18 protein-coding genes and 9 tRNA genes are annotated in these 20,819 nt (G+C 59.8%); 6 read left to right on the top strand and 21 right to left on the bottom strand.

Annotation, left to right across the window (positions count from 1 at the left end; translation table 11 throughout):
- Window positions 1–265 precede the first annotated feature (265 nt).
- The 6 genes from GWQ31_RS02175 to pnuC form a co-directional block, all read right to left on the bottom strand.
- Window positions 266–1,873, bottom strand: coding sequence for an alpha-glucosidase (locus GWQ31_RS02175; RefSeq protein WP_275908521.1), 1,608 nt, complete (start codon window positions 1,871–1,873; stop codon window positions 266–268).
- A gap of 193 nt (window positions 1,874–2,066) precedes the next feature.
- A complete protein-coding gene (locus tag GWQ31_RS02170) occupies window positions 2,067–2,438 on the bottom strand; it encodes a DUF1622 domain-containing protein (RefSeq protein ID WP_275908520.1) in 372 nt (123 codons plus the stop codon).
- Between the two features lie 78 nt (window positions 2,439–2,516).
- The gene (yqfB, locus tag GWQ31_RS02165) at window positions 2,517–2,840 is read right to left on the bottom strand and encodes a N(4)-acetylcytidine aminohydrolase (RefSeq protein ID WP_058393835.1); all 324 of its coding nucleotides are present in this window, start codon (window positions 2,838–2,840) and stop codon (window positions 2,517–2,519) included.
- Window positions 2,841–2,862: 22 nt separating this feature from the next.
- Window positions 2,863–3,534 carry a cyclic nucleotide-binding domain-containing protein gene (locus GWQ31_RS02160; RefSeq protein WP_275908519.1) on the bottom strand — a complete coding sequence of 224 codons (672 nt, stop codon included), beginning with the start codon at window positions 3,532–3,534 and terminating at the stop codon, window positions 2,863–2,865.
- 147 nt (window positions 3,535–3,681) lie between these two features.
- On the bottom strand, window positions 3,682–4,407 hold the full coding sequence (locus GWQ31_RS02155; protein WP_159166951.1) for a nucleoside phosphorylase: 726 nt from the start codon (window positions 4,405–4,407) through the stop codon (window positions 3,682–3,684).
- Complete coding sequence (gene pnuC / locus GWQ31_RS02150) at window positions 4,404–5,126, bottom strand: nicotinamide riboside transporter PnuC (RefSeq protein ID WP_265422677.1); 723 nt, start codon at window positions 5,124–5,126, stop codon at window positions 4,404–4,406. The genes GWQ31_RS02155 and pnuC overlap by 4 nt, the downstream gene beginning before the upstream one ends.
- Before the next feature lie 295 nt (window positions 5,127–5,421).
- Here pnuC and GWQ31_RS02145 point away from each other — a divergent pair, with 295 nt between their 5' ends.
- Complete coding sequence (locus GWQ31_RS02145; protein ID WP_275908518.1) at window positions 5,422–7,254, top strand: SLC13 family permease; 1,833 nt, start codon at window positions 5,422–5,424, stop codon at window positions 7,252–7,254.
- Between the two features lie 192 nt (window positions 7,255–7,446).
- Here the strand turns inward: GWQ31_RS02145 and GWQ31_RS02140 are convergent.
- The 15 genes from GWQ31_RS02140 to lolB all read right to left on the bottom strand — a co-directional run bounded on the left by GWQ31_RS02140 (window position 7,447) and on the right by lolB (window position 15,717).
- Window positions 7,447–7,531 (bottom strand) — tRNA-Leu (locus tag GWQ31_RS02140).
- Between the two features lie 8 nt (window positions 7,532–7,539).
- A tRNA-Met gene (locus tag GWQ31_RS02135) sits at window positions 7,540–7,616 on the bottom strand.
- 134 nt (window positions 7,617–7,750) lie between these two features.
- Window positions 7,751–7,825: transfer RNA gene (locus tag GWQ31_RS02130), tRNA-Gln, on the bottom strand.
- A gap of 13 nt (window positions 7,826–7,838) precedes the next feature.
- Window positions 7,839–7,915 (bottom strand) — tRNA-Met (locus tag GWQ31_RS02125).
- A 233-nt stretch (window positions 7,916–8,148) separates the two neighbouring features.
- Window positions 8,149–8,223, bottom strand: a tRNA-Gln gene (locus tag GWQ31_RS02120).
- Window positions 8,224–8,263: 40 nt separating this feature from the next.
- Window positions 8,264–8,338, bottom strand: a tRNA-Gln gene (locus GWQ31_RS02115).
- Between the two features lie 40 nt (window positions 8,339–8,378).
- A tRNA-Gln gene (locus GWQ31_RS02110) sits at window positions 8,379–8,453 on the bottom strand.
- A gap of 13 nt (window positions 8,454–8,466) precedes the next feature.
- A tRNA-Met gene (locus GWQ31_RS02105) sits at window positions 8,467–8,543 on the bottom strand.
- A gap of 235 nt (window positions 8,544–8,778) precedes the next feature.
- Window positions 8,779–9,870: a redox-regulated ATPase YchF gene (gene ychF, locus GWQ31_RS02100; protein WP_017412588.1), complete on the bottom strand. Its 1,092-nt coding sequence runs from the start codon at window positions 9,868–9,870 to the stop codon at window positions 8,779–8,781.
- Window positions 9,871–10,041: 171 nt separating this feature from the next.
- Entirely contained in the window at window positions 10,042–10,638 is a 597-nt protein-coding gene (gene pth / locus GWQ31_RS02095) for an aminoacyl-tRNA hydrolase (protein ID WP_021140052.1), read from the bottom strand.
- A 195-nt stretch (window positions 10,639–10,833) separates the two neighbouring features.
- Window positions 10,834–12,822 carry a bifunctional metallophosphatase/5'-nucleotidase gene (locus GWQ31_RS02090; RefSeq protein WP_275908517.1) on the bottom strand — a complete coding sequence of 663 codons (1,989 nt, stop codon included), beginning with the start codon at window positions 12,820–12,822 and terminating at the stop codon, window positions 10,834–10,836.
- Between the two features lie 101 nt (window positions 12,823–12,923).
- Window positions 12,924–13,871, bottom strand: a complete 948-nt coding sequence (locus tag GWQ31_RS02085) for a ribose-phosphate pyrophosphokinase (protein ID WP_005317019.1) — start codon at window positions 13,869–13,871, stop codon at window positions 12,924–12,926.
- 311 nt (window positions 13,872–14,182) lie between these two features.
- Window positions 14,183–14,257, bottom strand: a tRNA-Gln gene (locus GWQ31_RS02080).
- Complete coding sequence (ispE, locus tag GWQ31_RS02075) at window positions 14,237–15,106, bottom strand: 4-(cytidine 5'-diphospho)-2-C-methyl-D-erythritol kinase (RefSeq protein ID WP_111587389.1); 870 nt, start codon at window positions 15,104–15,106, stop codon at window positions 14,237–14,239. The genes GWQ31_RS02080 and ispE overlap by 21 nt, the downstream gene beginning before the upstream one ends.
- A 26-nt stretch (window positions 15,107–15,132) precedes the next feature.
- Window positions 15,133–15,717 carry a lipoprotein insertase outer membrane protein LolB gene (gene lolB, locus GWQ31_RS02070; protein ID WP_275908516.1) on the bottom strand — a complete coding sequence of 195 codons (585 nt, stop codon included), beginning with the start codon at window positions 15,715–15,717 and terminating at the stop codon, window positions 15,133–15,135.
- 120 nt (window positions 15,718–15,837) lie between these two features.
- Here lolB and hemA point away from each other — a divergent pair, with 120 nt between their 5' ends.
- Genes hemA through GWQ31_RS02045 form a run of 5 tightly spaced genes read left to right on the top strand, consistent with a single transcriptional unit; the run spans window position 15,838 to window position 20,419 of the window.
- The gene (hemA, locus tag GWQ31_RS02065) at window positions 15,838–17,094 is read left to right on the top strand and encodes a glutamyl-tRNA reductase (RefSeq protein ID WP_005317012.1); all 1,257 of its coding nucleotides are present in this window, start codon (window positions 15,838–15,840) and stop codon (window positions 17,092–17,094) included.
- A 53-nt stretch (window positions 17,095–17,147) separates the two neighbouring features.
- Window positions 17,148–18,236, top strand: a complete 1,089-nt coding sequence (gene prfA, locus GWQ31_RS02060) for a peptide chain release factor 1 (protein ID WP_275908515.1) — start codon at window positions 17,148–17,150, stop codon at window positions 18,234–18,236.
- 49 nt (window positions 18,237–18,285) lie between these two features.
- Entirely contained in the window at window positions 18,286–19,179 is an 894-nt protein-coding gene (gene prmC / locus GWQ31_RS02055; protein ID WP_275908565.1) for a peptide chain release factor N(5)-glutamine methyltransferase, read from the top strand.
- Between the two features lie 44 nt (window positions 19,180–19,223).
- Window positions 19,224–19,607: a SirB2 family protein gene (locus tag GWQ31_RS02050; RefSeq protein ID WP_021140057.1), complete on the top strand. Its 384-nt coding sequence runs from the start codon at window positions 19,224–19,226 to the stop codon at window positions 19,605–19,607.
- Between the two features lie 11 nt (window positions 19,608–19,618).
- Window positions 19,619–20,419 carry a tetratricopeptide repeat protein gene (locus tag GWQ31_RS02045; protein ID WP_021140058.1) on the top strand — a complete coding sequence of 267 codons (801 nt, stop codon included), beginning with the start codon at window positions 19,619–19,621 and terminating at the stop codon, window positions 20,417–20,419.
- Window positions 20,420–20,819: the final 400 nt, after the last annotated feature.

The raw sequence follows: 20,819 nt of genomic DNA, 5'->3' as shown, positions 1-20,819 counted from the left end.
GTAAACAACGTGTTGTGGTGTATCTGTTATCTATAAAGAGATCGGTTTTTATATTTCAGACTGGTCGCCACCCGTCTGGAAATACGAAGTTTTTAAGTGATTAAAGATAAATGGTGCGGGTCAATAGGGAGGAGAACAATACAGGGAAATAACGGGGTCAGGATCTGGTCATGTATTGGCGGCGATAAACGAGACGGATATTGGGAGCCAACACAAGCGGGGAGGCCATGTGCCGGCCCCGAAGCGCCGCCTGTCACTCACCCGCTTATGCCTGCATCAGCCAGACGGTGGCCTGATAGGGAGCAAAGTGAGTCGTGGGCGCGTCCGGATAGTTGCCCATCAGCAGGGTGGCCCCCCTCTCCACCAGGTCAAGATGGGGCATGGGCAAGGTGCCAGCGGTGAGATTGGCGAGCAGCAACAGGGTGTGGGTCTCGCCGGTGGCAGGATCCCGCCACCGACGGCGGTAGCTGATGCGCTGTGGATCATCCCCATCCAGCAGCTCGAAGTCGCCATGACGAATGACAGGGTGGGCCTTGCGCAATGCAATCAGCTGGCGATAGTGGTGAAACAGGGAGTCGGTGCGGGCCAGTTGCCCGGCGGCATTGATCTCTACGTGGTTCTCGTTGACCGCGATCCAGGGGGTGGCCGTGCTGAAGCCCGCATGTCGGCTCGCATCCCACTGCATCGGGGTGCGGGCGTTGTCGCGGCCAATCGCATCGATACGGCGGCTCAGCTCGGCGGGATCCAGCTCCGCCTGGCTGGCACAGTAGTGGATGGCCTCCACATCGCGCAACTCATCGGTTTGCCAGTGGCGATTGGTCATGCCGAGCTCCTCCCCCTGATAGATGAAGGGAGTGCCCTGCATCATGTGCAGCACCATGGCCCACAGCTTGCCACTCAGCTCGCGCCACTCGGGCCTGTCGTCGCCAAAGCGGGAGACGGCGCGGGGCAGGTCGTGATTGCCGAGAAACAGGCTGTTCCAGCCCCGGCCGTGCAGCCCCTGCTGGTGGCGAGCCATGGCCCGCTTGAAGGTGAGGGGGGCAAAATGCGACGACCACTTGTCCTGCCCCAGCCCCAGGTGTTCGAAGTTGAACACCATGCTGAATTCGCTGCCATTCGGGTTCGAATAGTGCTGCATATGAGCGAGATCCGCCCCCCAGGTTTCCCCGACCGTGATGATCCCCTTGTTGCCGAAGCTGGCGCCGTTGAGCTCGCGGATATGGTCGTGCAGGCGGGGGCCGTTGCTCATGGCAAGGGGCGACCATTCCTTGCTCACCATGTCGATCACATCGAAGCGGAACCCCTTTATGCCCTTGGCCAGCCAGAAGTTGATCACTTCAACCATCTCGGCGCGCACCGCCGGGTTGTCCCAGTCGAGATCGGCCTGGCTCACATCGAAGTTGTGCAGATAGTAGCTGTCGAGCGCTGGCACGTATTGCCAGCCGCTGCCGCCGAAGATGGACTCCACCGGATGGGCATCGACGAAGGCTTTATCCCGAAAAACGTAATAGGCCTGATAGCGGGCGTCCCCGGCCAGTGCCCGTACAAACCACTCATGTTCGGTGGAAGTATGGTTGGCGACTATGTCCATCATGATGCCCATGCCGTGTTCGGCAGCCTTCGCAATCAGCTGCTCCATGTCGGCCAGGGTGCCGAACGCCGGGTCTATGTGGCGATAATCAGCCACGTCATAGCCGTTGTCCCGTTTGGGGGAGCAATAGACAGGGGTAAGCCAGAGCATGTCGACCCCAAGCTCGGCCAGATAGTCGAGGCGCTGGCAAATGCCATTGATATCCCCCATGCCATCGCCGTTACTGTCCTGAAAGCTCATGGGGTAGATCTGGTAAATCACACAGTTATCGAGAGGGGTCATGGGTCAGGCCGGGCACAGAGAGATGACCCCATTCTAGGTGTTTTCAGATGCGTAGGGCAGGGCGTGGGAACGTCTGAAAAGGGTTCCATAATTGACTGATTGTCAAAAATGAGGGGAGGGTCATAGCGCGGCCCTCCCTTGCCACATGCGTGGCAGGAATGGCGGCGCCTTCAATACCGATGATGGGAAAGGATTATCGGTTGGCCGTGACCTGTTCAGCCTGCTGGCGCTCAGCCTGTGCCTCCAGCTCCTTGCCGAGGAAGTAGTTCAGGAAGGTGCGGATCACCGCAATGATGGTGAGACGGATCAGCTCCTCCTTGCTCGGCGCGACAGTGGTGGCCAGGATGTCGGCGGCGAGCTGGAACTCCAGCGCCAGAATAAGCCAGCTGCCAAAACAGAGCCGGATCCGCGGAAAGCCGGGCTGGTGATCCCGAACCCGCGCTGCCAGCCAGAGGGTCTTGCCAAGGCCAATGACCACGCAGGCGATGGAGATGATCTCCAGCAGCAGCTGGAACAGCTCGACCCCGTGCATCATCGCCTCTTTCAGGCTCGCTATCTCAAACACGTTTGGCTCCTCCAGGATGCAAAGTGGACACTATTAGCATATTGCTCGGCCAAGGCCAAATCGGACTCGGGTCATCAATCAGGCAAGCAGTTTGAATTCAATTACATAGAGTGGCGGGAGTTCAGGGTAGATATCCCGGATCACCTGTTTTAGCTCCGCCAGGGTCATGTTCTCCTGGCGGGCGTGTTCGTCGTTGAGGGCATCAAAGGCGACCGACGTGACCGACAGTACCTCAATGGTGCCGAACGGCTGGTGCTCGGGGTTGGTAAAGAGTGCCAGTCGCTGGCCCGGTTGCCACCGGGCTTCGCTCTCGTCGCGAATGGTGATGGTCTTGCGGCCAGCCTGAATATCGGTCACGAAGCGGCTGAAGAAGGTGAACTCTGGGTAGGATTGGGAATGCATGGGGATGTCTCTTTGATAGCAGTTAAAGGTTGAGGTAGGCGCGCAGTTTGGCCAGATCGGCGATGGCGGGCCCCTCGGCCCCTTCGCAGACAATCCCCTGCTCGATCAGCTCCTTGAGGGCGCGGCGATAGACCCGCTCCGTGGTGCCAAAGCGCGCCGCTTCATGAGCCCGCTTGCGCGAACCCAGCATGGGAGTGCGCTGGCGCTCGCGCCATAGCTCATAAGCAATGTTGTAGGCGATGGGATGCAGCAAGCGGCTGGTGGTGATGTCCAGGGTATCGAGATAATCACTGGCCAGGGCCGCGGCGAAGAAGAGTGCCAGGCCGGGTTCTGCCAGCAGCCGCTGGGCCAGCTTGTGCGCACAGATGACGCTGGCATCCAGCTCGGTCTCGGCCACCACGCTCCACTGCACCGGGGTGGCACTGAAGAACTCCATCTCGCCGAAGATCTGGTTGTGGCAGGCTATTTCGCCGAGTTGAAAGGTGCGCCCCGAGTGCACAGTACTGTTGAGGGAGACCCGGCCCGTCTCCACCAGATAGAGGCACTCGCTCTGCTCCCCCTGCCGCATGATGGGTTCGCCCGGCAGGTAGCGGCGCAGGAACAGGCTGCACTCCTCGAGCGCCCTGGCAAATTCGGGTTCTTGCTGGCTGAGTTCGGCGTGAAAGCGGCCGAGAGGATAGGGTTGTTGCTGCATGAGAAGCCCGCGGGGGAAACGAGGGCCATGAGGCTAGCAAGAGCGCGGGCCGGATACCAGCGCCCGTGCCATTGAATGTGCCGGGCTTAACGTTTTGTCAGGGGCTGCTGCGGTACCAGCCCCTGAAGGGGTCAGGATGAGCCTGGCTTACTGCACCAGGGCATGGAGCGCGGCGGCGATGGCCAGTCGCTCGCCTGTCATCATGGCCTGCTCGGCGCAGGCGTAGTCACCCACGCCCTGCTGCACGTCCTGCTCGAATGCCACCACGTTGCAGAGCACGGCGGCGACCCGCACCTTGCGCAGGCGACCCACTGTGAGCAGGGAGGCTGTCTCCATGTCGGCCCCCAGCAGGCCGCGCTCGTGCCAGTAGCGGCACACCGCCAGCTCGTCATCCCGGTAGAAGCTGTCGTGGGATCGCACCAGACCGTGCCAATGGGGCAGGCCGCTGGCGGCGATGTGGTCGAGCAGGGCTGCCTGCAGGCGAATGTCGGCGCAGGCGGGGTACTCGGGGGGCAGATAGGCTTGTGAGGCGCCATCGTGGCGCACGGCCCCTTCCACCACGATGAGATCTCCCAGTGCTATCTCATGTTGCAAGGCTCCCGCCGAGCCGACCCTGACCAATGCTCGGGCGCCGGCTTGCACCAGCTCCTCCAGCGCTATGATGGCCGACGCGCCGCCTATGCCTGTGCTGCAGACTGTGATGGGCAGTCCCTGATAACGGCCGTTGATCAGGCGAAACTCCCGGTGCTGGCCCAGTACGTCACACGACGCCAGCTGGTTTGCGATGCGATCGACCCGGGCCGGGTCGCCGCACAAAACCACCCGCTCGGCAATCTGATCCGGGCGGCATTGCAGGTGGGGCAGCAGGCTCATGCGATCACTTCCTGCCGTTGGCGTTTAGCCGCAAGCATCCAGAGGCGGGTACCGTTGGCGGCAATAAACAGCAGGATCAGGTACTCCAGCGACATGGCATAGACGCCCTGGGCGGCATAGACGCCGATGCTGATGATGTTGATGACAACCCAGAGGATCCAGTTCTCCACGTATTTGCGGGTCATCAGGATCTGGGCGACCACGGAGAGCACCGTCATGCTGGCATCCCAGAACGGGAAGGCATCGGGGGAGGGCTCAGGGGTTGCGAGATTAGTGCCCAGCAGGTTGAGCAGGGAGACAGAAGTGCGCGCCAGCGCGGCGAACACAGGGTCGATATAGCGGGTCAGCAGGGCAATGGCCAGCACGCTCAGGGCAGCGGTCACCATCAGCTTGGACTTGCTCAGCCAGCGGACTTGCAGTGTGTCCCCCTGATCGTTGGCGGGCCGAGTCCAGGCGTACCAGCCGTAGAGGTTGGCACAGAAGAAAAAGAGCTGCAGCATCAGCAGGCCGTAGAGCTGGATCTGGAAGAAGATGATGGCAAACAGACTGACGTTGATAAGGCCGAACAGGTAGTTGATGGTTTTCTCCTGACTGGCAAACCAGATGCAGGCCAGGCCAAACAGGGTGCCGATGGCTTCAATCCACGACATGGCGTAACCGCCGCCCAGCGGTATGGTCACCAGGGTGTGATTGATGCTGAACCACTCGAATATGCTCATTTTCGTTTCCTTTGAAAATTTGAAAAAAGGGAGGTGATCGGAACGGGCCTATTCTAGGGGCTGCGCGGTGTCGGCCGCAGGACTTTTGTCCGCCCCGGCCTGAGCCACATCAAAGAATGGGTCAAAGAAGTGTGACGACGGCGCACCCTTTTACGAACCGCGTGGGGGGCGGGATATGCGATGATGCTCCTCCCCTTTATTGATATGTAACAAATCGGGGCAGAATAAGCTGTGGTCTGATGGAGTCCGTGGTTGCCCCCTGGTGCAATGGCGGAGATGAACGAAAGGAGCGAGTGTGAATGCCGAACTGATCTGGGTCCTCTGCATGCTGGTGGGAGCCATCTATCTGTTTATGACCAACAAGGTACGCATGGACGTGGTTGCCCTGTTGATCATCATACTGTTTGTGCTGAGCGGCACCCTAACACTGCCGGAGGCGCTGGCGGGATTCAGCGATCCCAACGTCATTCTGATCGCCGCCCTGTTCGTGGTGGGGGAGGGGCTGGTCCGTACCGGCATCGCCTATCAGGTGGGGGATATGCTGGTGAAGGTGGCGGGCAGCAGCGAGATCCGCATGCTGGTGCTGTTGATGGTGGCTGTCTCCCTGCTGGGGGCCGTGATGAGCAGCACAGGGGTGGTGGCCATCTTCATTCCTGTGGTGCTGAGCGTGGCGAACCGCATGGGGATACCGGCGGGCAGGCTGATGATGCCACTCGCCTTTGCCGGCCTCATCAGTGGCATGATGACGCTGGTGGCGACCCCGCCCAACATGGTGGTCAACAGTGAGCTGATGCGCCACGACATACCCGGCTTCGGCTTCTTCGACTTCTCCCCCATGGGGGTCATAGTGCTGGCGATGGGGATCCTCTACATGCTGCTGATGCGGGGCTCCCTGGTGTGTGAAGGGGAGGAGGGCAAAGGCAAGCCGGCAGGACGCAGTACCATGCGGGAGCTCATCCGTGATTACCGCCTGACCGGGCGGGCTCGCCGCCTGGCATTGCGCCCGGATTCCCCCCTGATTGGCCATACGTTGGACGAGTTGCAACTGCGCGCCCGTTATGGTGCCAACGTCATAGGGGTGGAGCGCTGGCGCAAGTTCCGGCGGGTAATGGTCACCGTCTCCGGCGTTACCGAGTTCCAGGCCAGGGATGTGCTGCTGATCGATATGTCCGATCCCGAGGTGGATATTCGCGAGTTTTGCAGCGAGGCTCGGCTCGAACCCATGATACTGCGCGGTGAGTATTTCTCCGATCAGGCGCGGGAGGTCGGCATGGCCGAGGTGTCGCTCATTCCCGGCTCTCGCCTGCTGGGCAAAAGCATTCGTGAGGTGGCGTTTCGCTCCCACTATGGCCTGAGCGTGGTCGGGATCCGCCGCAACGGCGAGGCGCTGACCGGCAAGCTGGTGGACGATCCCCTGCTGATGGGGGACAGCCTGCTGGTGGTGGGGAACTGGAGCCTGATCCGCTTGCTGCACACCCATAACCGTGACTTCCTGCTGCTTGGGCTGCCCGCCGAGGTGGACGAGATGGCGCCAGCCCGCAGTCAGGCCATCCACGCCCTGATCTGTCTCGGGGTCATGGTGGTGCTGATGGTAACGGATCCCGTGCCCAACGTCGTAGCGGCCTTGATTGCCTGCCTGCTGATGGGACAATTTCGCTGCATCGATATGGAGAGCGCCTACAAGTCCATCCACTGGCCAACCCTGATCCTCATCGTTGGCATGCTGCCCTTTGCCCTGGCGCTGCAGAAGACCGGCGGGGTGGACCTGATTGTCGGTGGTCTGATTGCAGCCGTAGGTGAGATGGGCCCACGGGTGATGCTGGCCAGCCTGTTTGCCCTGTGCGCCCTGATTGGGCTGTTTATTTCCAACACTGCCACGGCAGTACTGATGGCGCCCATAGCGCTCGGCACGGCCCAGCAGATGGGCGTGTCACCCTATCCATTTGCCATGACCATTGCCATCGCGGCCTCGGCGGCCTTCATGACGCCAGTCTCGTCGCCGGTCAATACCCTGGTGCTCGGGCCTGGCAATTACAAGTTCATGGATTTCGTGCGCATTGGCGTGCCCTTCACCCTGCTGGTGATGGTGGTGAGCGTCATCGCCATCCCCTGGTTCTTCCCGTTCTGACCTGTGGTTATCAGGGCAAAGAGACAAGCGGCTTGCGAGCCGCTTTTTATTGGGCTGTCGCGAATACAGGGAGGGGCAACCGCGGTTGAGCAGGGCTGTGGTGTGAGCTGAGCAAGGGATGACAAGGGCTGCCTGGTGAAAAACAGGTACAAAAAAACCAGCATGAGCTGGTTTGTTTGGTACTGGTATTAATGGTGCGGAAGGAGAGACTCGAACTCTCACACCTTGCGGCGCCAGAACCTAAATCTGGTGCGTCTACCAATTTCGCCACTTCCGCAGTATTAATGGTGGCTATGACGGGATTCGAACCTGTGACCCTCGCATTATGAGTGCGATGCTCTAACCAACTGAGCTACATAGCCGTCTTGTGCTCGACGTGAGTCAAATACAAGTAAGAATAGCTGGGTACTAGGGTTTGGACCTAGGCACGTTGACGAGATCAAAGTCTCTCACGCTTACCACAGCAAATCATCGACAGGTCGATGACGGGTAAAAATGGCTGGGGTACTAGGATTCGAACCTAGGAATGGCGAGATCAAAACCCGCTGCCTTACCGCTTGGCGATACCCCAACAGAAAAATTAATGGTGGCTATGACGGGATTCGAACCTGTGACCCTCGCATTATGAGTGCGATGCTCTAACCAACTGAGCTACATAGCCGTCTTGTGCTCGACGCGAGTCAAATACAAGTAAAAATGGCTGGGTACTAGGGGTTGGACCTAGGCACGTTGACGAGATAAAAATCCCTCACGTTTACCACAGCAAATCATCGACAAGTCGATGACGTATAAAAATGGCTGCGATACTAGGGTTTGGACCTAGGCACGTTGACGAGATCAAAATCTCTCACGCTTACCACAACAAATCATCGATAGGTCGATGACGGGTGAAAATGGCTGGGGTACTAGGATTCGAACCTAGGAATGGCGAGATCAAAACCCGCTGCCTTACCGCTTGGCGATACCCCAACAGTGATGTCTGACAAAAACTATCAAACACCTTTAAAAATGGCTGGGGTACTAGGATTCGAACCTAGGAATGGCGAGATCAAAACCCGCTGCCTTACCGCTTGGCGATACCCCAACAGTGATGCCTGACAAAGACTATCAAACACCTTTAAAAATGGCTGGGGTACTAGGATTCGAACCTAGGAATGGCGAGATCAAAACCCGCTGCCTTACCGCTTGGCGATACCCCAACTTCAGAAATAGTGGTGGCTATGACGGGATTCGAACCTGTGACCCTCGCATTATGAGTGCGATGCTCTAACCAACTGAGCTACATAGCCAACCGTGCTTCCAGTGAGTCGTTGCCTCGTCACTGTGCGGGCCGAATTATGCGTATCTGGCTCTGGGGCGTCAACCCTTTTTTTGTCAGAAAAACCGAATTTGGGTGCGTTTGGCGAGTTATTGGTCGCTGTCGTGCAAAAGCCCAACAATCTGGTTTTTTTTACGACATTTGCCGGAAGATGCCCGACAAGTACAGATAGAAAAGAGGCCAGCAAATGCTGGCCTCTCATGGGATTAGACGTTGAACAGGAAGTTCAGTACGTCGCCATCTTTGACGATGTAGTCTTTCCCTTCTGCGCGCATCTTGCCCGCTTCCTTGGCGCCTTGTTCACCCTTGTAGGTGATAAAGTCTTCGAAGGCGATGGTTTGAGCGCGAATAAAGCCTTTTTCAAAGTCGGTGTGGATCTTGCCAGCGGCTTGCGGTGCAGTGGCGCCAACCGGTATGGTCCAGGCACGCACTTCTTTCACCCCGGCGGTGAAGTAGGTCTGCAGCTTGAGCAGCTCGTAACCGGAGCGGATCACCCGGTTCAGGCCCGGCTCTTCGATGCCAAGATCTGCCATGAATTCGGCGCGGTCTTCGTCATCGAGCTCGGCGATGTCCGATTCGATGGCGCAGCAGACCACTACGACAACCGCGTTCTCGGCGGCGGCGATTTCACGCACCTTGTCGAGGTAGGGGTTGTTGTCAAAACCGTCTTCTGCCACGTTGGCGATATACATGGTGGGCTTGAGGGTCAGGAAATTGAGGTGGCTCACGGCCTCCAGTTCATCCTTGTCCAGCTTCATGCCACGGATCATCTGACCGTTTTCCAGTGCGACCCGGATCTTCTCCAGGGTTTCCACTTCCAGCTTGGCATCCTTGTCACCGCCCTTGGCGCGCTTGGACTGGCGATGAATGGCACGCTCGCAGGCGTCCAGATCCGACAGGGCCAACTCGGTGTTGATCACTTCGATATCGTCGGCCGGGGAAACCTTGCCGGCAACGTGAACTATGTTGTCGTCATCGAAGCAGCGCACCACGTGGCCGATGGCTTCGGTTTCACGGATATTGGCCAGGAACTGGTTACCCAGACCTTCGCCCTTGGAGGCACCGGCAACCAGACCTGCGATGTCCACGAATTCCATGGTGGTCGGCACGACGCGCTGGGGATTGATGATGGCCGCCAGCTGGTCGAGACGGGGATCCGGCATGGGAACCACACCCGTGTTCGGCTCAATGGTGCAGAACGGGAAGTTGGCGGCTTCGATGCCGGCCTTGGTCAGCGCATTGAACAGGGTGGATTTACCTACATTGGGCAGGCCCACGATACCGCATTTAAAACCCATGGATTGTTACCTTACTTGATAGATGCTGTGAGGGACGCAGGCGCATCCAGTTTATATACTTGCCGGCCTTGACGCTGTGCAAGCGGTTCATGGCCTTGGTCATAGCGTGTTTGAACAGTCTGTCGATGGCGCAGGTAGACTTCACCCCTGACGTCACCCATCAAACCCTGTTCAGACTTTCTCGGCCTTGAAGCTGTGCAAGCGGTTCATGGCCTTGGTCATGTCTTGTTTGAACAGTATGTCGGTGGCGCGCAAGGATTCATCCAGTGCGGCGTCGATCAGGTTCTGTTCGCTGCTCGGGGCCTTGGTCAGCACGAACCCGGCCACCAGCTCCTTGGCGCCAGGGTGGCCAATCCCGAGACGCAGCCGGAAGAAATTATTGTTATTGCCCATCCTGGCAATGATGTCTTTCAGACCGTTGTGACCGCCATGGCCGCCGCCCTGCTTGAACTTGGCGATGCCGGGGGGCAGGTCCAGTTCATCGTGGGCCACCAGCATGGCTTCCGGCTCTATCTGGTAGAAACGGGCCAGTGCGGCCACTGCCTTGCCGGAGAGATTCATGTAGGTGTTCGGGATGAGCAGACGCACATCCTGCCCTTCCACCTGAATGCGAGCCGTGTGGCCGAAGAACTTGGGTTCTTCGCGCAGGCTGACATTGTGCCAGCGAGCCAGTTGCTCCACATACCAAGCGCCCGCGTTGTGGCGGGTCTTGGCGTACTCAGGGCCGGGATTGCCCAGACCCACGATCAGTTTGATTTGGTTTGTCACGCTTGATGTCTTCACTCGCTACTTGCAATGGGCAGACCGCCCAAGGCAATGGGACGCGATATTCTAGCCGCCGACTGGCGATCACTCAACCAAAGCTCGGCAACCGTGAGGGAATAACCCTGGTTCGGGTCGCGAATGGCCGCAAAACGGGCCTCTTCTCGAGGCCCGTTCTGGTCAGTATTACCCGGGGGAGCCTTATTCGGCCCGCAGTAGCGTGACGGTCGGTTCACTCAGTGCCGTCAGAGTCGGTCGCTGCTCTCGCACGTATTGCACGAAGGAAGCCGCATCCGTACCGCAATTGACGGCCCTGGCCTGGCAATCGAGCGTTTGACCATGGGCATAACGGGCGTTCAACTGATCGCCGCTTTGCTCCACTTTCTCGACGGGGAAACCGGTCAGCTTGCCATCCACCCAGGCGAGATCCAGCCGATCGGCCCGCAGGGCCTGGGCGCGGGCCAGCGCCTGCCAGCCGTCGTTGCCGTTGGCGCTGTAGGCGTTCATCACCACTCGATAGCGCTGGTTGTCGGCCAAGTCCTGCCACTGTCCTTCGGTCGTCTGCCATTGCAGCTGGGTCAGGTCGCCACGCTTGCCCGCTTCGGTTTCGGTGAAGGTGTAGCGAAGGTGACCGCCGTAGGGGAACTTGCCGGCATGGGCGCTGGCAGGCAGGGTGGCCGTGATGGTCTCGGTCAGCAGGGCACGCACGTCCGCGCCGCTCAGGGTCAACACGGATAACTGGTTTTTGAATGGCAGCAGGGTGAGCGCCGCATCCCCTTCGCGCAGTTCTCCTGCGGGCAAGTCGGCGCGCACGCCGCCCACTGCCAGCAACGCAAAGTGAACCGGGCCACCGGTCAGGGCCTGCACCGCCTGGGTGTTGGCCCAGTAGTATTGGCCTTCGGCCACCAGGGGGGCGACGTCTGAGCCGTGGCTGTCGCTGCCATTGTCACCGGGGCGGCGGGCATTTTGCAGCGGTGCCGGCACAGTGGCGATAACGGGGCCAAAGGCCTGCTCCAGTGCCGGCTTGTAGTGACTGTCGATGATGCCGCGCAGGCGCGGGTCTTCATCCACCGTCACCAGGTTGGGTTGGGCATCGACAAACTTGCTTGCCTGTTTGCCACTCGCCTTGTCCAGCGCCTGCTGGCGGGCAGGGTCGGCGAAGAAGTCGCGGCTGGCCAGCAGCTTGTTTTGACCCTTGCAACCAATGACCCGGCCCTGGGCGTCGAAGCTGACCCGGGCCAGGCCGATGGCCTGGGCGTAGGAGCCAGCCTGCACCACGCAGGTCAGGCCAACGCCGTCCGGATTGGTCACCAGCTGGGCGTATTCGCCGGTCTTGCCCCAACCTATGTTGGTAAAATCGCCGAGCAGGCTGTGGGAGTGGCCGCCGACGATAGCATCAATGCCATTCACTCTGGACGCCAGCGCCAGATCCCGCTCATTGCCGATGTGGGTCAGGGCGATGACGTGATGGATCCCCTTCTTGCGCAGCATGTCCACTGTGCTCTGGGCCGATTCAACCTCCTTGCCAAAACGCAGTTTGCCGACGTTGGGGGAGATATTGGCCATGTCCTCCAGCACCAGTCCCATCACGGCCACCAGTTGCTTGCCCTGGGGCAGCTTGTTGAGATCGGTAACCGGACTCTTCTGGTTGCCATCGAAGGCATAGACCACGAACGGCTTGAGGTTGGTCGCGTGGCGCAGCGCCGGATCGTCACGGGTGTCCAGGTTGGCGGCCAGCAGAGGGAAGTTGACCCCCTCGATGAAGCGGGCCAGCTTCTGGTTGTCGAGATCGAACTCGTGGTTGCCCAGCGCCATGGCATCGAGACCGAACTGGCTCAGCAGCTCGGCGTTGGCCATCCCCTCGTTGAGTTTGAAGTAACCGCTGCCCTGCCAGGCATCGCCGCCGTGCAGCAGCAACAGTGGCTGATTCTTGGCGAGCGCCTCGGCCTGATAGGATTTCACCATGGTGAGCAGGCGCGGATAGCCGCCAAAACGGGTGTAGAGGGTGTCGGTTTCCCCCTGCTTGCCAAAGATGGGTCCCTTCAGCTCGGCGTTGACCGGGTCAAACTGGGAGTGAGTGTCGTTCATGTGCGCCAGGGTCAGTGCGAAAGGCTGGTTTTCTTTGCCGGGCTGACAGGCGAACAGGAAGCTGCAGCAGGCAAGGAGCAGCAGCGGGCGCAAGCGATTCATGGATCAATCCTTAACCTGCGGTGGGGCAGGGCAATACCGGGTGTGACAGGGCTAGAAAGACAAAAACCGCCAGTTGGCGGTTTTTGTCACAACAGTGTCTATCAATGCTCAAACATGGCAGAGATGGACTCTTCGTTGCTGATACGACGAATGGCTTCGGCCAGCACGGTTGACAGAGTCAGCTGCTTGACCTTGTCCACCGCCTTCATCTCGGCTGTGAGCGGGATGGAGTCGGTGATGATCAGCTCGTCGATCACGGAGTTCTTGATGTTTTCCACGGCAGAACCGGAGAAGACCGGGTGAGTGGCGTAGGCGAATACACGCTTGGCGCCGCGCTCTTTCAGGGCTTCTGCCGCTTTGCACAGAGTGCCGCCGGTGTCGATCATGTCATCGACGATAATGCAGTCGCGGCCGGCGACGTCACCGATCAGGTGCATGACCTGGGAGACGTTCGGGCGGGGACGACGTTTGTCGATGATGGCGATGTCGGTATCGTCCAGCAGCTTGGCGATGGCACGAGCGCGCACCACACCACCGATGTCCGGCGATACGACGACAGGGGATTCGAGGTTTTTGGACTTCATGTCTTCCAGCAGCACAGGGCTGCCGAACACGTTGTCGACCGGGACGTCGAAGAAGCCCTGGATCTGTTCGGCATGCAGGTCAACGGTCAGCACACGGTCCACACCCACGCTGGAGAGGAAGTCGGCGACAACCTTGGCGGTGATGGGAACACGGGCGGAGCGGACGCGGCGGTCCTGACGGGCATAACCAAAGTAGGGGATAACGGCAGTGATACGGCCAGCTGAAGCACGACGCAGAGCATCCACCATGACGATCAATTCCATCAAATTGTCGTTGGTCGGGGCACAGGTGGATTGAATGATGAAGATATCGCCACCACGTACATTCTCATTGATCTGTACGCTGATCTCGCCGTCGCTAAAGCGACCTACGGCAGCATTGCCGAGTTTGATAAACAGGCGATCTGCGATCTTCTGGGCTAGTTCCGGCGTTGCGTTACCAGCAAACAGCTTCATGTCAGGCACGGTTTGAAACCTCGGGGTTGCATCCAGTATGTGGGGAGTCTGATTCAGACCCGTATCGTTTTGGGGCAAACGATTTATCAAGTTGACGGGTCAGGCCACTATAGGCCGCTTTCAGGCTAGGTGCATATCGTTACATGTTTCAAATCGGATGGCTGTCGCGTTTGGACAGCCCGTCATCAACGAGGCCGATGACCTCTTCGCGATTAACCCGGGGCACCCTGTTGGCGGCAGACCAGCTTGACGAGATTGCGCTCTTTCAAGTTTCGCTGCGGCCAGTCAATCGATGCACCCGTATCAATCACCAAAGAGAATGGCTGGGGTACTAGGATTCGAACCTAGGAATGGCGAGATCAAAACCCGCTGCCTTACCGCTTGGCGATACCCCAATCACTGATTTGTTGCAATGTCACGAATAGTGGTGATATGTTCTCGCCCTTGGCGACAAACCCATCCCATCTTTCCGGCACCTTTGCCAACACTTCCCGAGCAGCCTTTTCGTCTTCAAATTGAGCAAAGACGCAGGCTCCTGTGCCCGTCATTCTTGACGGCGCGTATTCTAGCAACCAGCCGAGCGCATTGGCAACCTCGGGGTGGCGCTTTTTCACCAGCAATTCGCAATCGTTTTTCCACTCCCCCTCCAGCAAGTTATGAAATGCCATTTTCGGGGTCGCTCTGGGCAGGTCCGGATCCTGGAACACGGCGGCCGTTGCCACGTGGCAATCGGGCTTGAGCACCAGATACCAGGCGCCTGGCAATTCGACCGGTTGCAGTCGCTCGCCCACCCCTTCTGCAAAGGCGGCTCGTCCGCGCACAAACACCGGCACATCGGCCCCCAGCTGAACGCCAAGTTCCGCCAGTTCATCTTCGCCCAAGCCTGCCTGCCAGAGGTGATTGAGCGCCACGAGCGTGGTGGCTGCATCCGAAGACCCACCGCCGATACCACCGCCCATGGGCAGCAGCTTCTCCAGCCGGATATGGGCCCCCTGCGGGCTGGGCAACCGCGCCTGCAGCAGGCGGGCGGCGCGGATGATGAGGTTCTGCTCATCGGGCACGCCGGGAATGGCCGGGCTCAAGGTGAGCTGGTTCGTGTCCGGCAGCGGCTCGAATTCGAGCCAGTCGCCGTGGTCCAGAAAGATGAACAGGGTCTGCAGCTCGTGATAGCCGTCCGGACGACGGCCATTGACATGCAGGAAGAGGTTGAGTTTGGCCGGTGCCGGCCAGCGAATGGTGGCCATTCTTGGCTCCTTGTCAGTCGCAGCCATCAGCGTGCAAGCGTCCATTGGTTGATCTGCAACTTGAGGCGACTGCCCTGGCCCGTCATGGTCAGCAGGTGGGGCAGGCGATAGCCGTCCTGATCCCGATAGTCGCCATAGACAATCTGCCACTGGCCGTCACGCACACTGGCCAGGCTGCTGTCGGGATTGAGCTCGAATTCGGCCTTGCCCGGCAGTCCCTTGATCCACTCCGGCAGCCCCTGCACCGGAATGTTCCAGCCAGTGAGCTGATAGATGAGTGCCTCGGCATCCTGGCTTTGGTGCGGGTTGCCCTCGTTGTCGATCAGGGTGATCTCGCCCTTGCTGCGGGAGAGCTCCAGAATGTGGGTACCGATCAGGCTGGTTAGGTTGAGGCGATAGTCGTCGCCATTTTGCTGCCAGTTGACCCGGGCGCTGCCCTTCTGCTGGGCTGTGATGATGGCCATCTTGCCAGACAGCTGCCAATGGCTGAGCTGCTCGAGACGAGTCCGCTCTTTCTGCCAGTTGACCTGATCCCGCTGGGGCTGGGTGGTGGTACAGCCGGCCAGCAACAGCAGGCAGCCAAAGGTGAAAAGACGCAAGAACAAGGTCATGCTCCAGATGAGGGGATTTGCCACAGTATACGGGGCGGCCGTATTGCTTTTAAAGACTTACCCTTTCTCGTACAATTGGCAGCCTTTGCACCCAGTGTATGAAATGATCGTCGCCCACTCATGAGTTTGCTTGCCCTCGGAATCAACCACAACACCGCCAGTGTCGCCTTGCGGGAGCGGGTCGCGTTCGGCCCGGACTGCATCGATCGCGCCTTGCGTGAGCTGGTCACCCAACCCGGCGTAAGCGAGGCGGTGATCGTCTCGACCTGCAACCGCACCGAGCTTTACTGCAGCCTGGAAAAGGGGCAGGGAGAGCAGGTGCTGCACTGGCTGCAACGTTTCCATGGCCTGGATGCGGCCGAAGTGGTATCCGCCATTTACCAGCATCAGGACGAAGAGGCGGTGCGTCATCTGATGCGGGTAGCCTGCGGCCTTGACTCTCTGGTGCTGGGTGAGCCGCAGATCCTGGGGCAGATCAAGCAATCCTATGCCCATGCCCAGCAGTCCGAAGCGGTGAAAGGCTCGCTGGAGCGCCTGTTCCAGAAGTCCTTCTCCGTGGCCAAGCGCGTGCGCACCGATACCGAGATTGGCGCCAGCGCCGTCTCGGTGGCCTTTGCTGCCGTCAGTCTGGGGCGACGCATCTTCTCCGATCTCTCCCAGACCAAAGTGCTGCTGGTCGGTGCCGGCGAGACCATAGAGCTGGTGGCCCGCCATCTGCGCGAGCAGAACGTCACCCGCATGATGGTGGCGAACCGCACCCTGCAGCGTGCTCAATTGCTGGCCGAAGAGTTCGGTGCCCAGGTGATGACGCTCGAAGAGATCCCGGATTACCTGCACGAGGCTGACATTGTCATCAGCTCCACCGCCAGCCCCTTGCCCATCATCGGCAAGGGCATGGTGGAGCGCGCCCTCAAGGCCCGCCGTTTCAAGCCCATGTTTCTGGTGGATATCGCCGTACCGCGGGATATCGAGGCCGAGGTGGACGAGCTCTCAGATGCCTATCTCTACACGGTTGATGACCTGCAGGGCATCATAGAGCAGAACCTGGAGACCCGTAAAAGGGCCGCTGCCGAGGCGGAGATTATCGTGCTGGAAGAGCGCGATGAGTTCATGGGCTGGTATCGCAGCCAGCATTCGGTGGATCTCATCCGCGATTATCGTCATCAGGCCCAGCAGGTGGCCGATGAGGAGTTGCAGCGTGCCTTGCTGTCCCTGCAACAGGGCGAGAATGCCGAACAGGCCCTCAAGGCCATGGCACACCGCCTCACCAACAAGTTGATCCACGCACCGACCCAGGCCTTGCGCCAGGCGGCGGCCCAGGGGGATCACCATCAGTTGTCCCGCCTGCGTCAGGTGCTGGGATTACCACAAGAGTAATTGTTCGGGGTGGCCAGCTGGCGGCCCCTTCCTCCATCGAGAAAACAAGATTTATGAATCCGTCACTGATCAGAAAGCTGGAAGGCCTCATCGAGCGCCACGAAGAAGTACAGGCCATGCTCGGCGAGCCCGGGGTGGCCTCGGATCAGGATCGCTACCGCGCCCTGACCCGGGAATATGCCCAGCTGGAAGATATCGTTCATGCCTTCCAGCGCTTCCGCCAGGCCGAAGAGAACCTGGAAGCCACCAAGCTGATGCTGGAAGAGGAGGATGCCGACCTGCGCGAGATGGCGCAGGAGGAGTTGCCGCTGGCCAAGAGCACGCTGGAGGAGCAGGAGCAGGCGCTGCAGGTGATGCTGCTGCCCCGGGATCCCAAGGATGACAACAACTGTTACCTGGAGATCCGTGCCGGTGCCGGTGGTGACGAGGCGGCCATTTTTGCCGGTGACCTGTTTCGCATGTATTCCCGTTACGCCGAGCGTCAGGGCTGGCGTATCTCCATCGTCAGCTGCAACGACGGCGAGCACGGTGGCTACAAGGAGGTGATCGCCAAGGTGGATGGCGAGCACGTCTATGGTCGCCTCAAGTTTGAATCCGGTGGCCACAGGGTGCAGCGAGTGCCCGAGACCGAATCCCAGGGCCGGGTGCACACCTCCGCCTGTACCGTCGCCGTGCTGCCGGAAGTGCCGGAAGCCGAGCAGATCGAGATCAATGCGAACGACCTGAAGATAGATACCTTCCGCGCCTCCGGGGCCGGTGGTCAGCACGTCAACAAGACGGATTCCGCCATCCGCATCACCCACCTGCCGACCGGCCTGGTGGTGGAGTGTCAGGATGAGCGTTCCCAGCACAAGAACCGCGCCAAGGCGATGTCCGTGCTGTCTGCCCGTCTGCAGGCGGCAGAGGATGAGCGCCACCGCGCGGCCGAGCAGAGCACCCGTCGCAACCTGGTGGGTTCCGGTGATCGCTCCGAGCGTATCCGCACCTACAACTATCCGCAGGGTCGCCTGTCGGAGCACCGCATCAACCTCACCCTCTATCGCCTTGGCGAGATCATGGAGGGGGATCTGGACTGCATCATCAGCCCCATGATCCAGGAATATCAGGCCGATCAGCTCGCCTCCCTGGCGGAAAACAGCTGATGCAGCCCGTTTGTGCAGATATCGCCGTCACGGCGATGGCGCGCCGTTGATGCAGATCCAGCAGGCCCGCGCCCACATAATGGCGACCCTGGCCGGGGGGGAGTCCCCCCGCGCCGACGCCGACGTGCTGCTCTGCCATCTGCTCGATTGCCGGCGCAGTTATCTGATGACCTGGCCGGAGCGCGAGCTGGATGCGGCCCAGCAAGACAGGCTGCAAGGGTGGCTCACTCGTCGGCTGGCAGGCGAACCCATCGCCCATCTGGTGGGGGAACGGGAGTTCTGGTCGCTGCCGCTCAAGGTGAGCCCGGCTACCCTGATCCCGCGCCCTGATACCGAGGTGCTGGTGGAACAGGCGCTGGCACGGCTGCCCCCCAGACCAGCCTCGCCGGATCAGGCGCCCTGCGCCCTGCTGGATCAGGCGCCCTGCGCCCTGCTGGATCTGGGCACTGGCACGGGGGCCATCGCATTGGCGCTCAAGTCAGAGCGACCCGATGCCGATGTATGGGCGGTGGATCGGATGCCGGAGGCGGCCGCACTGGCGCGCGACAACAGCGCCGCGCTGGGGTTGCCCATCACGGTGCGCGATGGCAGCTGGTTTGAGCCGCTTTGCGATCCGCTCCTGAGTCAGGCCCCACGCTTTGCGATGATTGTTTCCAATCCGCCCTACATAGACGGTGCCGACCCTCATCTGAATGAAGGGGATGTGAGGTTCGAACCTCGTTCAGCCCTGGTCGCCGACGAGCAGGGGCTGGCGGATATCCGCCTCATCGTCGCCGGTGCGCCTGCTCATCTGTGTCCTGGTGGCTGGCTCTTGCTGGAGCATGGCTGGCAGCAGGGCGAGGCGGTGCGTCAACTCCTGCTGCAACAGGGGTTCAGCCGGGTGGAAACCGTGCGCGATTACGGGGATAACGAGCGGGTAACGCTGGGATGCCTGGCTCATTGATGGTGAATGGCGGGCCTGAGCCTGCCTTTGTTCAAGGACACGTTATGTATTTTGCTCTCAAACATCTGCATCTGGTACTGATCGCCTCGGCCGTGCTGATGTTTATGCTGCGTTTTTACTGGGTGCAGACCGGTTCCGGCCGTGCCTACAGCGGCCAGATCATGAAGGTGAGCGGCTGGCTTAACGGGCTGGTGGTGCTCTCCGGCGTGCTGCTGTGCATGGTGCTGGATCTCAATCCACTCAACAACGGCACCCCCTGGCTCAGTGAGAAGCTGACCGCCATCCTGGTGGTGGCGTTTTTGGCCATGATGGCGCTGCGACTGGCTCGCAATAACGGTATCCGCTGGTTTGCCTTCCTCGGCGCCATCGGTTGGGTCTTCTTTATCGCCAAACTGGCCGTATACAAGCAGGCCAGTCTGTTCGGTTAAGGATGATGACGATGATACGTGTAGACGAATGGACCGATTTCGAGGCCCACGACATCGCCGAGCTGGCGCTGTCGGTAAGTGACGAGATCCATGGCATCAGTGGCCGCGGTGAGGCCGAGCTGGCCCGTCTCGATGCCTGGCTGGACGAAGCGATTGCCGAGGGCAGTTGTGACGAGGTACGCCGCCAGCTGTTGCAGGGATTCTACCAGACCCTGGGTTTTCACGGCGACTGGCAGGATTATTTTTCTGCCGCCAACTCCGATCTCGCCCAGGTCCTTGCCACCAAGCGGGGCATACCGGTTAGCCTCGGCATTCTCATCATACAGCTGGGCCGCAAGCTCGGGCTGGATGTGGAGGGGATCTGCTTCCCCGGTCACTTCCTGGTGAGCTTTGCCGGCAGCGAAGGCGAGGTTTATGTGGACCCCTTCACCGGTGACGAGTTGAGCCTGCACCACATGGAGTTGTTGCTGCGTGGTGCCCTTGGCAATCTGGCCACCCTGACCCCTGAACACCTGCAACCCTCGGGCCAGTGGGAGATCATCGAACGGCTGCTCAACGTCAGCAAAGGTGCTCTGCTGCGGGAAGATCGTATGACCGAAGCCCTGCGTTGCAGTGAGCTGCTGCTGCGTATGAAGCCGGGCGATCCCCTTGAGACGCGGGATCGGGGGTTCATCTATGAACAGCTCGACTGCCCGCGTTTCGCCGCCGACGATTTTGAATACTTTATTGAACAATGCCCGGACGATCCGGTGGCCGATGTGCTCAAGGTACAACTGGCCGCGCTTGATCTTAGCCCCAAGCCCCTTCATTAAGGATGCCCGGGAACTGAAATATTATGCCCCCCAGCCTCTTCACTTTAAGGATGCCTGGGAACTGAAACAGAAGAATATCAAGGCCGCTGTGCCCAGGGCGCAACGGACCGACTTGGATGCAAGCCCCCAGCCTCTTCACTTTAAGGATGCCTGGGAACTGAAACAGAAGAATATCAAGGCCGGTGTGCCCAGAGCGCAACGGACCGACTTGGATGCAAGCCCCCAGCCTCTTCACATTAAGGATGCCTGGGAACTGAAACAGAAGAATATCAAGGCCGGTGTGCCCAGGGCGCAACGGACCAACTTGGATGCAAGCCCCCAGCCTCTTCACTTTAAGGATGCCTGGGAACTGAAACAGCAGAATATCAAGGCCGGTGTGCCCAGGCGCAACGGACCAACC

It is taken from the genome of Aeromonas sp. 2MA4, assembly GCF_029237305.1.
GTDB classification, from domain to species: Bacteria; Pseudomonadota; Gammaproteobacteria; order Enterobacterales; family Aeromonadaceae; genus Aeromonas; species Aeromonas salmonicida.
The sequence above is the reverse complement of the archived record's forward strand: the minus strand, read 5'-3'. Positions and strand labels throughout refer to the sequence as shown.